This is a genomic window from Amycolatopsis sp. NPDC031561 (genome assembly GCF_055580625.1).
In genome coordinates, this window is sequence record NZ_JBVILA010000001.1 from 307,034 (window position 1) to 322,672 (window position 15,639).

12 protein-coding genes are annotated in these 15,639 nt (G+C 68.0%); 7 read left to right on the forward strand and 5 right to left on the reverse strand.

The annotated features are described in order from the left end of the window. Positions 1 to 4 precede the first annotated feature (4 nt). The 7 genes from ACZ5IK_RS01500 to ACZ5IK_RS01530 all read left to right on the forward strand — a co-directional run bounded on the left by ACZ5IK_RS01500 (position 5) and on the right by ACZ5IK_RS01530 (position 11,537). Positions 5 to 1,249, forward strand: coding sequence for a DUF445 domain-containing protein (locus ACZ5IK_RS01500; protein WP_465486081.1), 1,245 nt, complete (start codon positions 5 to 7; stop codon positions 1,247 to 1,249). A 528-nt stretch (positions 1,250 to 1,777) separates the two neighbouring features. Further along, positions 1,778 to 4,747 (forward strand): patatin-like protein, encoded by a 2,970-nt coding sequence (locus ACZ5IK_RS01505; protein WP_465486082.1) that lies wholly within the window; start codon positions 1,778 to 1,780, stop codon positions 4,745 to 4,747. Positions 4,748 to 4,962: 215 nt separating this feature from the next. Beyond that, on the forward strand, positions 4,963 to 5,454 hold the full coding sequence (gene ectA / locus ACZ5IK_RS01510) for a diaminobutyrate acetyltransferase (protein WP_465486083.1): 492 nt from the start codon (positions 4,963 to 4,965) through the stop codon (positions 5,452 to 5,454). Between the two features lie 38 nt (positions 5,455 to 5,492). Further along, entirely contained in the window at positions 5,493 to 6,743 is a 1,251-nt protein-coding gene (gene ectB / locus ACZ5IK_RS01515; RefSeq protein ID WP_465486084.1) for a diaminobutyrate--2-oxoglutarate transaminase, read from the forward strand. A gap of 34 nt (positions 6,744 to 6,777) precedes the next feature. Continuing rightward, positions 6,778 to 7,167 (forward strand): ectoine synthase, encoded by a 390-nt coding sequence (locus tag ACZ5IK_RS01520; protein WP_007033454.1) that lies wholly within the window; start codon positions 6,778 to 6,780, stop codon positions 7,165 to 7,167. A 24-nt stretch (positions 7,168 to 7,191) separates the two neighbouring features. Continuing rightward, positions 7,192 to 8,091: an ectoine hydroxylase gene (gene thpD / locus ACZ5IK_RS01525; protein WP_465486085.1), complete on the forward strand. Its 900-nt coding sequence runs from the start codon at positions 7,192 to 7,194 to the stop codon at positions 8,089 to 8,091. A 656-nt stretch (positions 8,092 to 8,747) separates the two neighbouring features. Next, positions 8,748 to 11,537: an AfsR/SARP family transcriptional regulator gene (locus ACZ5IK_RS01530; RefSeq protein WP_465486086.1), complete on the forward strand. Its 2,790-nt coding sequence runs from the start codon at positions 8,748 to 8,750 to the stop codon at positions 11,535 to 11,537. A gap of 277 nt (positions 11,538 to 11,814) precedes the next feature. On the opposite strand, the gene ACZ5IK_RS01535 is transcribed toward ACZ5IK_RS01530, so the two are convergent. From ACZ5IK_RS01535 to ACZ5IK_RS01555, 5 genes are all read right to left on the reverse strand, one after another. Then, positions 11,815 to 12,465 carry a DUF4190 domain-containing protein gene (locus ACZ5IK_RS01535; RefSeq protein WP_465486087.1) on the reverse strand — a complete coding sequence of 217 codons (651 nt, stop codon included), beginning with the start codon at positions 12,463 to 12,465 and terminating at the stop codon, positions 11,815 to 11,817. Positions 12,466 to 12,626: 161 nt separating this feature from the next. Next, positions 12,627 to 13,511, reverse strand: coding sequence for a hypothetical protein (locus ACZ5IK_RS01540; protein ID WP_101610960.1), 885 nt, complete (start codon positions 13,509 to 13,511; stop codon positions 12,627 to 12,629). After that, positions 13,508 to 13,984: a DUF6932 family protein gene (locus ACZ5IK_RS01545; RefSeq protein ID WP_101610959.1), complete on the reverse strand. Its 477-nt coding sequence runs from the start codon at positions 13,982 to 13,984 to the stop codon at positions 13,508 to 13,510. The genes ACZ5IK_RS01540 and ACZ5IK_RS01545 overlap by 4 nt, the downstream gene beginning before the upstream one ends. Positions 13,985 to 14,075: 91 nt before the next feature. Beyond that, on the reverse strand, positions 14,076 to 14,516 hold the full coding sequence (locus tag ACZ5IK_RS01550; protein WP_465486088.1) for a hypothetical protein: 441 nt from the start codon (positions 14,514 to 14,516) through the stop codon (positions 14,076 to 14,078). Positions 14,517 to 14,523: 7 nt separating this feature from the next. After that, the gene (locus ACZ5IK_RS01555; RefSeq protein ID WP_465486089.1) at positions 14,524 to 15,246 is read right to left on the reverse strand and encodes an OmpA family protein; all 723 of its coding nucleotides are present in this window, start codon (positions 15,244 to 15,246) and stop codon (positions 14,524 to 14,526) included. Positions 15,247 to 15,639: the final 393 nt, after the last annotated feature.

Sequence of the window (15,639 nt, forward strand, 5' to 3'; positions counted from 1 at the left end):
CGGCATGGGTGCGTTCCTCGACGGGATCCTCGCCGACTTCGCCGAGCATTGGCCGATCTACGTCTCGATCCCGATCGTCGCCGCCCTGATCGGCTACACCACCAAACTCGTCGCGATCCGGATGATGTTCCAGCCGGTCGAATTCGTCGGGATCAAACCGTTCCTCGGCTGGCAGGGCATCGTGCCCAAACGCGCCGCGCGGATGGCGAGCATCGCGTGCGACACGATGACCGAGCAGCTGATCAAACCGGCGGAGGTCGTCGCCAGGCTCGATCCGCAGAGAATCGCGCGGGAGATCGAAAAACCGCTCCAGGCCGCGGTCGAGGACATCGTGCGCGACGTCGCCGGTCACTACCAGCCGGGGCTGTGGGAATCGCTGCCGGTGGGGATGCAGCGGCTGGTGATCCAGCGCGTCCAGGCCGAGACGCCGAAGATGGTCGCGGCCGTGCTGGAGTTGATCAAGTCCGATGTGGACAGTGTGTTCGACCTCAAGGGCATGGTGGTCACCGCACTGGTCAAGGACAAACGGCTGCTGAACCGGATCTTCCAGGAGGCGGGCGACAAGGAGTTCAAGTTCATCGCCCGCTCCGGCATCTTCTTCGGCGGGCTGATCGGCGTGATCCAGATGATCGCGTGGATGCTGTTCAAGTTCCCGCTGATCATGCCGCTGTTCGGCCTGTTCACCGGCTGGTTCACCGACTGGCTCGCGCTGCGGATGATCTTCTACCCGATCGAAGAGCGCCGGTACTTCGGCGTGCGCTGGCAAGGCCTGTTCCTGAAGCGGCGCGGCGAGGTCGCGGAGGCGTACGGCGCGCTGATCGCGAAGGAGATCATCACCCCGCACAACGTGATCGAGGCGGTGCTGCACGGCCCGCTTTCGGACCGGGTGCTCGGGCTCATTCAACGTCAGCTCGACGAACAGCTCGGCCGCCGCGTCGGCGTCGGGAAACCGCTGGTCGTGTTCGCCGTCGGCAGCAGGCGGTATCAGGACATGAAGCTGAACATCGCCGAGAAGATCATGGACAAGCTGCCGGAGACCATGCGGTACATCGAGGACTACGCGAACGACGCGATGGACATCCGGAACGTGCTGGTGACCAAGATGAAGGAGCTGTCGCCGCGCGAGTTCGAAGGACTGCTGCGGCCGGCGTTCCAGCAGGACGAATGGATCCTGATCGCGACCGGCGCCGTCCTCGGCTTCGCCGTCGGTGAGGCGCAAGTCCTCCTCCTGGAACACTTCGCCGCCTGACCCCCTTTCGCCCCTCCCGCGTTTCGTCCTCTGGTTGCGGTACTTGCGCGTGCAACTACCGCAACTAGAGGACTAAACGCGCCGGTGGGTGGGGGCGACGCCGTGAAGGACTCCTTAAGGGACCCAGGGTCCCTCGAAGGTCCCTTCACCCGAGGCAGAACGGCCTCCTTGGCCTCAGTGGTCTCACCAGTCACGACGACGGCGCGTGAAGGCCCCCTTTCCTCGGCTCAGCCGAGGAAACGCGACCTTCACGCCTTCCCTCGGACGTGAGGGGCCCCTTCACTGCCCGGGCACTCTTCCGCGTTTCGTCCTCTGGTTGCGGTACTTGCGCGTGCAACTACCGCAACCAGAGGACGAAACGCGCCGGTGGGTGGGCCCGTCGCGTATCCAGGGGCAGGGACCGGGCACCTGATTGCGAGGGCGTGAAATTGCCCTTACGGGTGAACGAATCTCGGCACCAACGGCGGTACGCGGGTTCGTCCGTCCGGTCTAAAGTGCTCGTGCACTTAAGCCTTGGGGAGGGCGCACATGGCCGACGCGGGGAGCCCGTGGCCGCAGGAGATCCGGCTGGCGATGACCATGGTGGGCGGGGCGAGCCTCGCGGTCTGGATGGGCGGGGTCGCCACCGAGACCTCACATCTGCTGCAGGCGTCGAGAACGCCGGAATCCGAAGGGCCGTACCGCGCCCTGCTCGATCTGCTCAACGCCACGGTTTCGCTCGACGTGCTCACCGGCACGAGCGCGGGCGGCATCAACGCGGCGTGCCTCGGGCTGGCCGAGGCGTTCCGGTCGAGCCCGCAGGTGCTGCGCGACACGTGGATCAGCACGGGATCGCTCGACAACCTGATCCGCGACCCCGGCGAGAAGGAACCGCGCTCGCTGCTCGACGGCGACAAGGTGCTCCTGGCGGATCTCAAGGACGCGCTGCACCGCATCACCGACCAGGCCACGGTCAAACCGGACTGTCCCGACATCACCGTGCTGCTCACCGGCACGATGATCGACGGCGAGACGACCAGGTTCGACGACGCGCTCGGAAACCTGGTGCGGGACACCGAACACCGCCTCCTCTTCCGCTTCGATGGTCCTTTGTGGACGTATGACGTCGTCGGCCCGCTCGCGCTCGCGGCGCGCTCCACCGCGTCGTTCCCCGGTGCGTTCGAGCTCTCCCGGATGCCGATCGGCGAGAAGACCGGGCCGTTGCATCCGGACATGACCCGGTACACCGACGTCACCCGGTCGCATTGGCTGACCGACGGCGGCGTGCTGCTGAACAAGCCGCTGCGCCCGGCGTTGCGGGAGATCTTCGAACGGCAGTCGCATTCCGACGTCCGGCGGCTGCTGCTGTACGTCGTGCCGACGGCGGAACGCGAAGCCGAGCGGGTCGAGGTCGATCCGGACCGGCCGCCGCTGCTGGGCAGCGCGATGAGCAAGGTCGTCGGAACCGTCCTGAGCCAGACGATCAGCGCCGAGCTCGAGGATCTGACCCGGCACAACGACGCCGTCGTCCGGACCAGGGGCACCCGCGTTTCCCTTGCCTCGATGGGGGTTCGCGGCGGTCCGGACGCGCTGGTCGACCAGCGGCTGATGAACGACTACCGCGATCGGCGGGTGCAGGAGGACGCCACCGCGTTGGTCCGCGAGGCGACCCGCAGGCTCTCACTGTCCGATGTGGAGGATCCGGGCCGCCAATGGGCGTCCGGTACGGCGGCGCAGCTGCGCGCGGCCGCGGCGGAAGGACTGCGTGACGGCCTGCCCACCGCGCCGCCGAAGGACACCTGCGAACTCCAGGACCTGGTCGCCTTCCGCACCACCGCGCTGGACGATTCAGTCGCCACCGGCCTCCAGTTGGTGAACGCGGGTTTCCGGCTCGACCCGGCGCCGCAGCAGGCGGTGCAGCTCAACCGCTGCCGCGTGCTGCTGCACGAGGCGCGGCACAAGGCCGCGCGCGGCGAACGGCTCGCGGGCTGGGTCACCGAACAGGATCCGCCGGACGCCAAGGTCACGCTCGCGGCCTGGATCGAGGGCCTCGCCAAGAAATGGGCCGCAAGGGGCCGGTCGGACACCCTGATGGAGGCGTGGCCGATCGTGGTCGCCGCGCTCCGTCAGGCGACGCCGATCCTTTTGCCGCTGGCACAGGCGAAATCCGACACCGAAGCCGCCGACACGGTCACCACGCTGCTGGCGTGGACCGGGCTCACCTCCGGCGACGACAGCGCCGGCGACACGGTCGTCACCTCGCGCCTGGTGCGCCTGCACATCGCGACCCGGGGGCTGCTCGCGCAACCGCCGTCGGTCGACCAGCGGGTCGACCTCGTCCAGGTGAGCGCGGATTCCCGGACGCTGATGGACATGAAGCGGCGCCGTTCGTGGGACAAGCTCACCGGCATGCAGGCCGACTACTTCGGCGCCTTCTACAAGGCGTCGTGGCGCGCGAACGACTGGATGTGGGGCCGGGTCGACGGCGCGGGCTGGCTGATCCAGTGCCTGCTCGACCCGAAACGCCTGCGGCTGCTGCGCGACGTCATCGGGCGGGAGGCCTTCCGCAAGCAGGTCCGGGATACGTTCGAGAAGATCGGATGGCGGTGGCCGGGCACCGAAGACGGGCTGTCGCCGGAAGAGACGGAGTCATTGCGCGCGCAATTGGCCGGTGAACTCGCTTTCCTCGGCCTCGACGGCGAACTCGGTGACGTGGAGAAGGAAGCCGAGCTCCCGATCAGCATGCCGGTGACGGCGATGGTGCTCGCCAGGGTCCGCCAAGCGGAGATCGCGCGCGAGGAACTGCCCTGTGTCGGACTCCACTGTGGACACGACGCGAAAACGGCCAAGGGGAACGGGAAACCGTCGGAACGGTTCCGGCGCCTGATCGAAAACGAACCGGAGACCGACGAGCAGACCCAGCGCGCGTTCCAGGCGTGCCAGGTCTCCGGCGAACGGTTCGAACACGAACGCGGGACGATGCTGCTGACGAAAACGCTGGTCAAAGCGGGTGCCGCCGGGATCAACGCGGCCGCGGGGGCGACCCGGGTGCCGAAATCGGTCCAGCCTGCCGCGACCTTCGCCAAGGCCGCGAGCCGCAGCGCGTGGTGGATCACGCGCGGCGCGGCCACCCTGCCGTCCCCGTGGAACGTGCTCGCCGCGCTGATCACCGTGCTGGCCGGGTTCGTCATCGGCGGGCAGGGCGGGCCCGTCCTGCAGTGGGTCGGCGTCCCGGTGGCCGCGGGCGCCATCGTGTTCCTGGTGGTCAGCCTGATGACGTTGCGCAAGACGTGGCGGATGGTGCTCACGGTGCTCGCCGTGCTGGTGGGAGCGGGTCTGTTGTTCGCCGCGTTCCTGCCACCGGTCCGTGATCCGCTGTTCGGCTGGCTCGGCGGCGTCGTGGCGGGCTGGCGGCGCGGCGAGGCACCGGTCTGGTGGCTGGTGGTCTGTCTGCTGATTCTGCTGCCCGCCGTCTGGACGCCGCTGGGTTCCGTATTCCGGCGGCGCCACCGCCGCTGAACCGCCGAATTGTGGCCTGGTCCTGCGACCGAGTGGTAACCGTTGGTATCGTCACATCCAGTGAGACCGCGACGAAGCGGCCTTACCCACCAGTGCTGCGCTTCAAACGTTACCGTTACCTTTGTCACGTGTGTTTCAGGGTTGTTGCAGGTAGCCGCGTTGTCGCTGCCGCGCTGATCTGACCGCGCCCGAATCCTCCGGTACGTTTCTTGGACATGTCCGGAAAGCACTTGATCGAAAACCCGACCAAGGCAGACGGTGCCGCGCTCTGGAGAATCGCCCGCGATTCGAAGAAGCTCGATCTCAACACGCCTTACGCCTATTTACTGTGGTGTCACGATTTCGCCGACACCTCGGTCGTCGCGAAAGTCGACGGCACCCCGGTCGGCTTCGTGATCGGGTATCGGAAGCAGGACACCGGCTTCGTCTGGCAGGTCGCGGTCGACGCGTCCCAGCGCGGAAAAGGCCTGGCCGGGGCACTGCTCGACGAGCTGTTCAGTCAGCTCACCGCCCAGGGTGTGCGGTACCTCGAAACCACGATCACGCCGGACAACGAGGCTTCGATCCGGTTGTTCGCCTCGTTCGCCAAGCGGTGGAACGCCACTTTGGAACGCCGGGATCTGTTCACCGCCAAGGATTTCCCGGCCGAGGACGGAACGCATGAGCAGGAGGACCTGTACCGAATCGGTCCGCTCAGCAGTCAATAGAACATAAATCCGGGGATCCCAGGGAGAAAGAAAACGTGATGAGCATTTTCGAGGAACTCGAATCCGAAGTACGCAGTTACAGCCGTGGCTGGCCCGTGGTGTTCGACCGGGCCCAGGGGAGCTACCTGTACGACGAGGACGGCAAGGCGTACCTCGACTTCTTCGCCGGTGCCGGCGCGCTCAACTACGGGCACAACAACCCGGCGCTCAAGCGGGCCCTGATCGACTACATCGCCCGTGACGGCGTCACGCACGCGCTCGACATGTTCACCGTGGCCAAGCGGGACTTCCTCGAGACCTTCAAGGAAAAGATCCTCGCGCCGCGCGAGCTCGACTACAAGGTCGTCTTCCCCGGCCCCGGTGGCGCGAACGCGGTCGAGGCCGCGCTGAAGCTCGCGCGCAAGGTGACGGGCAAGGAATCCGTGATCAACTTCACCAACGCCTTCCACGGGATGACGCTGGGCGCCCTCTCGGTGACCGGCAACTCGATGAAGCGCGGCGGCGCCGGTGTCCCGCTGGTGCACGCCACCCCGATGCCGTACGACAACTACTTCGACGGCTCGATCCCGGACTTCCTCTATTTCGAGAAACTTCTCGAAGACTCCGGAAGCGGCCTGAACGAGCCCGCGGCCGTTATCGTCGAAGGTGTGCAGGGCGAGGGCGGCATCAACGCCGCGCGCATCGAGTGGCTCAAGGCGCTGGATGATCTGTGCAAGAAACACGGTATCCTGCTGATCCTCGACGACGTCCAGATGGGCTGCGGCCGCACCGGCCCGTTCTTCAGCTTCGAGGACGCGGGCATCAAGCCCGACATCGTCTGCCTCTCGAAGTCCATCAGCGGCTACGGCATCCCGATGGCGCTGACGCTGATCCGCCCGGACCTCGACGTCTGGGAGCCGGGCGAGCACAACGGCACCTTCCGCGGCATCAGCCCGGCGTTCGTCACCGCGACGGAGGCGCTGCGCGTCTACTGGAGCGACGACGAGCTGGAGAAGTCGACCAAGGCCAAGGGCGAGCGCATCGCCGCCGCGTTCCAAGGCATCGTCGAGGCGTACCCGGACGCGAACCTGTTCGCGAAGGGCCGCGGCCTCGCCAGGGGCCTCGAGTTCGCCAACGGCGACCTCGCGGGCAAGGTCTGCGCCGCCGCGTTCGAGCGCGGGCTGCTGATGGAGACCTCCGGCCCCGACGGCGAGGTCATGAAGCTGCTGCCGCCGCTGACGCTCACCGACGAAGAACTCACGAAGGGCCTGTCGATCATCGACGAGTCCATCGCCACCGTCCTGAACTGACCGCCCTCAACCGAGAACGAGAAGGAGTTTTCCGTTGCTTGTCCGAACACTCGACGAGGTCACCGACACCGACGCCGACATCAAGACCCCGAACTGGCGCAGCAAACGCATCGTGCTCGCCAAGGAGGGCGTCGGTTTCTCGGTGCACGAGACCACGCTTTACGCCGGGACGGTCAACGATTTCTGGTACGCGAACCACATCGAAGCGGTCTTCATCACCTCCGGTGAAGGCGAGCTCGAGAACACCGCGACCGGCGAGGTCTTCCAGCTGAAGCCGGGCACGTTGTACCTGCTGAACGACCACGACAAGCACCAGGTCCGGCCCAAGACCGAGATCAAGTGCGTCTGCGTGTTCAACCCCCCGATCACCGGCCGCGAGGTCCACGACGAAAACGGCGTGTACCCGCTCGTAACCGAACCCTAAAAATCGCTCGAGGAGGCGACTGCATTGACGCTGACCGACACCCGAGTCGACGACAGCTACCCGACCCGTGTCACGGGTAAGCCCGAACACCTGCCCAGGACGCACCCCACCGTCTGGGGCAGCGAGGCCGACGGTCCCATCGACGCGGCCACGCTCGCCAACCACGAAACCCGTGGTTACACCGTCGTCGACCAGCTGTTGTCGCCTGGCGAGATCCAGACCTACTGGCAGGAACTCGTCCGCATGTCGTCGGGGGACCACCGCGACGACGAGCGCGTCATCACCGAGGCCAAGACCGGTGAGGTCCGCTCCATCTTCGACGTCCACGAGACCAGCGAGCTGATCGCGGAGCTCGTCCGCGATCCCCGCGTGCTCGACCGGGCCCGGCAGATCCTCGGCTCCGAGGTCTACATCCACCAGAGCCGCGTGAACTACATGCCCGGCTTCAAGGGCACCGGGTTCTACTGGCACTCGGACTTCGAGACCTGGCACGCCGAGGACGGCATGCCGGCGCCGCGTGCGGTCAGCTGCTCCATCGCGCTCACCGACAACTACCCGTTCAACGGCGGCCTGATGGTGATGCCGGGTTCACAGCGGACCTTCGTCCAATGCGCCGGGGAAACCCCCGAGGACAACTACAAGAGTTCGCTGAAAGAGCAGCGAGTCGGTGTCCCCAGTGAGGAAGACATCACCAAGCTCGCCGCCGAATACGGAATCGACCAATTCACCGGACAAGCCGGTTCGGCGCTCTGGTTCGATTCGAATGTGATGCACGGTTCGTCGAACAACATCACCCCGTACCCGAGGTCGAACATCTTCATCGTGTTCAACAGCGTCGAGAACGCGCTGCGGGAGCCGTTCGCCGCGATCGAACCGCGCCCGGCGTTCATCGCCGGCCGCGACTCGACACCCCTGTCGCGCTGACGAAACCGCAGGTAGCGAAGGCCATGACGGGGCGCCTGTAGCCGACGGTGTGCGCCCTGTTACGTTGTCGCCTACGTGAGCGGGCCAGTGGGCTCGCTCACGTAGGTGTTGTCGACGGACGAACGGGTTCTTCGCTCGGGGTGAGCCCACCCGGACGGACGTGGACGCCGATGTCCGGTGTGGGTCGCGCCCCCAGGCGGCCCAAATCGGACATCCCCCGGCTCCGTGCCATCAGATCGGGACTGATGGCACGGAGCTTTCTTTTATTTCTGTGCTTGTTGCCGCGCGCTGACGAAGACGTTCCGCAGGGCGCCAGACTGTGGTCAAGCTGCGGTTTTGTGGTCAGGGCGCCCTGCAAAACGTCTTCGTGGGCCTTCGGCCCGAAAGAGGGCGCGCGGGGTGAAGTCTCCCCGTCGCGCTGGCGCGCTCCCGGGGAGACGAGTCCGCCGGTCACCTCACCTGAGCTCACGAGAGCGTCCGGGATTCCACCCCGATGTCCTTTGCGCCATTGGAGACGCTTGGTGGCCCAATGTGGCATTGGGGCGGGGGATAGTGCCCGCTATGTCTCGCTTCCCTCGCGTTTTCTGGTTGGCGGCGTCTTCGCGCGGTAGGTTGGCTACTCCGGTAAGGGGAGAGATCGGGGGAGGGGGTTCGTCATGGGCGAAAGCGGTTCCCCTGCCCGCTTCCAACTCCTCGGTCCCGTGCGGCTCCTCGACGGCGAACGGCCGGTCCCCGTCGGCGGTCCCGGCGTCCGCGGACTGCTCGCGCTGCTGGCCCTGAAAGTCAACAAAGTCGTCGGGCTCGACGAGATCATCGACGCGCTCTGGGGGCACGACCCGCCCGCCACCGCCCGCACGATCGTCCACGGCAACGTCTCCCACCTGCGGCGCGTGCTCCGGGACATCCAGGGCGACCATCCGCGCGGCGCCCAGATCCTCACCGCGCCGCCCGGGTACCAACTCACCGTCGAACCCGGCCGGATCGACGTCCACCGTGCCCGGTCGCTGCTGGAGCGGGCGTCCACCGAAGACCCGGACAAGGCGTCCGAGCTGCTCGCCGAGGCCCTCGCGCTCTGGCAGGGACCGGCGCTGGCCGGGGTGCCGGGGTCCGTCCGCGCCCCCGAACTGGAGGACCTGCGGCTCGCCGTCCACGGCGCCAGGGTCGATGCGGATCTCGAACTCGGCAGGCACGCGGAACTGATCGTCGAGCTCAGCCCGCTGGTCCGGGCCAAGCCGCTCGCCGAACGCACGGCCGGTCAGCTGATGCGCGCGCTCTATCACGCCGGGCGCCGCGGTGACGCGCTCGAGCTCTATCGCACGGTGTCCCGGGCGACGCTGCGCACGCTCGGCGTCGAACCCGGCGCGGATCTTCGCTGGCTGCACGAACGCGTCCTGAACGACGACCTGCCGGTCAAGGTCGTCGAGGACGCGAAAGCCGAAGCGCATCCCGTCCAGCAGTTGCCGCCCGCGGTGCCGAGCCTTGCCGGGCGCGAGGCCGATCTCGCCTGGCTCGACGATCTCGCCGAGCGGGCCGAAGCGGGCGAGACCGCCGTCGGCGTGGTCTCCGGGACCGCGGGGATCGGCAAGAGCAGCCTGGTGGTGTGGTGGGCGCATCGCGCCGCCCGCCGCTTCCCCGACGGCATCCTTTTCGCCTCCCTGCGGGGTTTCGACCCGCAGCACCCGCCGCTGGAGCCCGCCGATCTGCTCACGCAGTTCCTGTTCGGGCTCGGCGTCCCCGCCGACGGCATCCCCGAGCAGGTCCACGAACGCATCGCCCTCTACCGCTCGATGATCGCCGGGCGCCGGATGCTGGTGATCCTCGACAACGCGCGTTCGGCCGATCAGGTGCGGCCGCTGCTGCCGCCCGGCTCGCGGTCGATGACGCTGGTGACCAGCCGCTCCAGGCTCGACGGGCTCGCCGTGTCCAACGCCGCCAAACTGCGTGTCCTCGGCACGCTCGCGCCCGGTGACGCCGTCCGGCTGATCGAGGAACTCGCCGGGCCCGCCGGATTCGACCTCAACCACGCGCTCGCCCGGCTCTGCGGTTATCTCCCGCTCGCGCTGCGGATCGCGGGCGCGCGGCTCGCCGCCAGCGCGCAGTGGTCCGCGCAGGACCTGGTCGACGAGCTCGGCAACGAACGGACGCGGCTGGCCGCGCTCGACGTCGAGGGCCCCGACGACGGGGTCCGCGCGGCGTTCGACGTCTCGTTCCGCGGGCTTCCCACCGACGTCGCGAACACGTTCCTACGGCTCGGCGTGGTCCAGGTCGTCTCGGCCGGTTCCCATCTGACGGCCGCGATCGGGGACGTCACCGTCGGCGAGGCGCGGCGGCATCTGCGGGTGCTCGCCGCGCACAACCTGCTCGCCGAAACGGGCCGCGATTCCTTCGTCCCGCACGACCTCGTCCGCCTGTTCCTGCGCGAGCTGGCGGAGAACGAACTCGACGAGGAAGACCGCGAAGACGTGCTGTCGCGATCGGTGCGGTTCTACCAGGCCGTCGCCGACCGGGCGCGGCGGAAGATGCTGCGGATCGTCGACCCCCTCGACTTCACCGATGTGCTGAGCGACGCGCAGATGCCGCCGCTGAATTCCTTCGCCGAAGCGCAGGACTGGTTCACCGCGGAATGGGCGAACCTGCTGGAGGTCCTCGAAGCCGCCCGTGCCGGCGGGCGTCACGACGACGTCTGGCGGCTGGCCAGGGTCGCGCACACCTATCGCGCGGTGTACCCGTTGCTGGACGACTGGAAGCGGCTGGTCGAGATCGGGCTGGAGGCCGCCGAGCGGTCCGGTGACGTCCTCGGCCGGTGCTGGATGCTGATCTCCCGCTGCGCCATCGCGCTCACCTTCGAACTGCCGCAGGGCTGCCTCGCCGACGCCGAACGCGCGCTGGAACTCGCGAGCGCGATCGGCGACAACCGGCTGATGGTCTCGGCGAACATCCATCTCGGCTGCGCGCTGACTCTCCTCGCCCGGTACGACGAGGCCATCGCGACGCTGCGGCAGGCGGTCGAGGAGACCGACCGGACCGGAGACCTCGAACTGCGCGGGCAGGCGCTCAACAACTGCGCGGAGGCGGAAAAGCGGGCGGGGCGGTTCATCGAGGCGATCGGGCACCAGATCGCCTCGCTGGAGATCGACCGGACCCTCGGCGACGAAAGCTACGTCGTCGTCTCGCTGAACAACCTGGCCGAACTGAGCATGAGGATCGGCGAACTCGCCGCCGCCGAGCGGTACGTCTGGGAAGCCGTCGACCTGACGATCAGCAGGCGGTTCGTCCTCCAGGAGGGCGTGCTGCGGCTGACCCTGGGCAGGGTGCTGCGGGCCGGGTCGGATGTGGACGGTGCCCGCGAGCAGTTCGCGATCGCGCTGAAGATCCTCTCCGACGCCAATCCGAAGCTCGCCGCACTGGTCCGCGCGGAACTCACGGACCTCGGCGAAGGTCCGTGAGTGATCCTTAGCGGATTCTTAGTGGCCTCGCGTCTTGCGCGCGTAGGGTCCGGTTCAGCGTCGATCGAGCCCTAGGGGAGGGGCATTCGGTAGGGATCGGCGCTCGGGCGGACCCTTCGGGATCCGTTTGAAGAGCCGCCAGGAGCGGCTCGTGGCGGTCCGGCCGGTGGAGGTGGGGGCGATACCGGCCGGCCGCCAGGCGGCCTTCCCGCATTCAGTCCTCTGGATGCGGTAGTTGCGCGTGCAAGTACCGCATCCAGAGGACTGAACGCGGAGATCAGGCGGTGCTCGCGGTGCACAGGGCGATGGTCTGGCCCTTGTTCTCCGCCACCTTCTTGCCGTTCACGAGGATCGTGCAGGCGATCTGGTTGCTGACCGTCGAGTTCCGGGTGTCCGCGGTGACCGTGAGCATGTAGTCGCCCGAGTTGAAGGACGCCGTGCCGCGCCATTCGTCGGTACTCGCCGGGGTCGTTTCGGTCCGCTGGTCGTTGAGCGCGCCGAACCGGACGGTCGCGCCGCCGGACGCGCTGACGACGAACTCCACGGTGTTCTTGTCCCCGGAGACCGCCGGGATGTGCAGTCCCGACTGACCAGTAGCAAAGAAGTTGGTGTAGACCAGTAACCCGGTCGCGGCCAGCAAACCGGCGAGGGAAAGCGCGAGCCCCGCGACGCCCATTCCCTTCTTGTCCGCTTCGCCCTTCTTGATTTTGGTCAAACCGATTACGGAAAGAATCATTCCGACTACGGCGAGCGGCCAGGTGGCGACCCCGGCGACCGGGACGAAGGCGACCACGAGCGCCGCGAGTCCGACCAGGAAACCGGCGATGACCAGGCCGTTCTTGGGCTTTCGGTGCCGGGTCCCGTGCGTGGCGAACCCCGGGCCGTAGCGGGTGGCGGGCGGGTGCGGGAGAGGTGGATCGGTCGGCATACGTGCCCTTTCGGAGGCTTCCGTCCGAAGACGTTAACCCATCGTTCGGGGCAATGGCCGAAATTGTTACCTGCCGGAAAAAGTCATTATTGAACGATGATCATGCGGTTATCGATATTTTCTGACGAGAATTGTAGCATCGCCGAATGTCGGAAACCCGATCACTGATCGAACAGACTGACTTCCGGGGTGATCTCCAGCAGTTCGTGCACCGGGCGGCCGCGGCGGCCGTCGATGGTCGTGGTGCGCACGACGCGCAGCCGCGCGGTGACCGGCCGGTCCAGGTTCTCCTTGATCTCGTCGAGCAGATCCGGCGCGACCGCGCCCTGGATCGTGCCGCCCGACTCGCGTTCGAGATAGAAGATCCGGCGCCGGGTGCGGACCCCGTCCAGCCTGCCGCTGACCGTCTCGTAGCCGACGGCCTCCCGCGACTCGCGCAGGCTCCCGGACAGGATCCTCGCCTGCTCGGTGGTCATGCTGCGGGTCAGTTCCTCGCCCGCGGTCGGGGTCAGCGCCATGCCGATCCCGGCGTGCTTGCTGACCGCGTTGACGATGTCGCTGACCGCGTTGCGGACGGTGTCGCGCTGCAGCAGCACCGCGTCCAGCGCGCCGTCGTCGGAGCCGTTGGCGGGCAGGAAATCGCACAGTTCCTTGACCGCGCGCTCGGACAGGGACTCGATCCCGTCGTGGATGAGCGCGTCTTCGAGCGCCGGCTCGGGGAAGCCGAAGAAGATCGCGTTGCCCGCCTGGCCGCGCTGGATCAGCGGGGCCTTCTCCCGGTCCGCGGGCTGGACGATGGTCACCTCGCCCGACGGGTTGCGGATGATGTGCCCGATCTTCGCCGTCGCGTCCTGCAGCGCGCGGCTGATGTCGGAGAAGGTGTACGCGTCGAGATGCGACTCACCGATCACGGACACGCGAAGCAGTGGCGAACGGGACGTCCGCTCGAACTTCGCGTACGCGGCCATCGCCGACGCGCGGGCGAGGTCGTCGAGCCAGGTGCCGCCGGGGATCTCGTCGGCGATACGCCGGAATTCGTTCCTCACCAGATCACTTCCGGAATTCCCCTGCCACCCGATGCCCACACTTCTTCCCAGATCTCCTCGTCGCCGGGGCGGCAGAGGAAGCCGTCGAGCATGCCGCCGACGGGCTGGACCTGGTCGAGATACATCGCGGGCTGGCCGACGATGACCCCCCGCAACGTCAGCAGCCCGTAGAGCGCCGAGCGGCCCGTGTCGTCGAGCCGTTTGAGCGCGCCCCATTCGTCGGGGATCAGCACCACGTCGAGCCCGAGCGGCGCGTGCGGGGTCCTGGCGGTCAGATCTCCGCCGATCCACGCGCGGCCGGTCGGCATGATCCGCCTGGCGACCCCCAGATAACTGTTCAGCGCGCTGAACAGGATTTCACGGTCGTTCTGGTGCGGTGCGTCGAAGACCAGCCGTTCGTAGACGTCGGCCAGATCGGCGGGGTGGCGGCCCGGAGGCAGCAGGTTGTGCGGCGTCCAATACGGGAGCGCCAATCGGAGCCTCCTTCGTGTGCCGGAGCTCCCGATCGAAGAAACGTACCCGGCGTCACGCTCACAGTGCGTAGCCGAATTTACCAGGCGAGTGTCAGCCGCCCTGCCCCGGCCGGTGTTCGGGCGCGCGTCCGGCGGGCGGCCAGTCCTCGTCACTCGGCCAGACCGGCTCGGGTTCGTGGCCGCGGTCGCCGTTCCGGCCCGCCGGTTCCGGCTCCTGCGGGCGGTAGGCCCGCACCGGTTCCGGGGTCAGCTGACCTTCGCGGTGACCTTCCGCCTCCTGGTCGTACGGCTCGTCGTCGTCCTGGATCCGCGCGGGCGGGATGAACTGCGTCTGTTCGGTCGAGAGCAGCTCCGGCACGGGCTCGGGGTCGGGCACGGGCTCGAGCCCGGTGGCGCGTTCCGGCTCGCGGGCCGCCGGTTCGGGAGCCGGGCGCTCACGTCGCTCGCCGCGCGTCATCAGCCAGGTGGCCCCGCAGCCGAGGGCGAAGGAGATGAGCAGCCAGAGCCAGATCTGCCCGAAGAGCCAGAGCATTCAGCCATCACCTCTGTTCTGCCGTGATGTCGACGCGGCGGCCCTCGCCGTTCGCGCCGTCGGAGGTCCTGCGTTGGGTGGAGTACGCCTGGTCGCGTTTGACCCCGTTGCGCTCCAGCAGCCGCTCCACCGTCAGTGCCCGGCTCATCGAGAGCTTCTTGTCCGAACCGGTCGCCACCTGTCCGGTGATCCGGAACCGCACCCCGGCGGGCGCGTCCGTGAGCAGCTTCGCGATCTCCAGCGCGCCGCGCTCGCCGTCCGCGGTCAGTTCGGTGGTGTCCGGCTCGAAGGTGATGGGGGTGGCCGTCAGCAGGCGGTCGATCTCGGCCTGGAACCCGGCCTTGTCCGTCGGCTTGGCCGAAGTCGGCGCCGGGCTGGACGGCGGGCTCGAGGGAGCGGGCGATGGGCTCGGCGGCTCGCCGCTGGTGGTCACCGGGCCGGTCGGCGGCGCGGTGTCGCCGGAGATCTCGACCGTGCGGACCCCGTCGATCCGCTGGATGGCGTCCATCGCCTGCGCGGCCTTGTCCGGCGGGAAACCGGCGAGGCTCGCGTCGCGGCCCGAGAAACTCACCTGGCCGCCGGAGACGCCGACATCGGCGAGCGCGTCCTTCGCGCGCGCCGAAAGCTCGGCCTCGATGTCGTCCGAGGCCGACCAGACGGAGATCGCCGTCAAGGCGAGCGTGACCAGCAGCGCTGTAGGCAGCAAGCGGCTCCAGCGTGTACCGGGCATGAAGGGACTGTAAGCCGGGTGCGGCCGGTTAGCGAGCCGGGTTTTACAACGTCCGGCGCAGCGTCAGGCGGCCGTTGGGGTGAATCCGCGGGGTGTCACTCGCACGCTGTCGATCGTCTTCGGCCGGTGGCGTGTGTCCCTGGCCTGCGGCGTCGGGTGCGTGGCCGGGGCGAGGTGCCCGCTCGGCGCGCCGCCTCCGGCGTGGGGTCACCGGCGGGCCGGGACATAACCCTGTTGGGTGACATCGATCGGTCCGGGCGGGCGAGAAGGGTGTGCGTGCGAGTCGGTGCGGCTGGTCGTGGGGGGGGGGGGGGGGGGGGGGGAAAAAAACCCCCCCCCCCCCCCCCCCCCCTTCCCCGCAAACAAAGCCGCTCCTTCCCCTCGGGTCGGGGT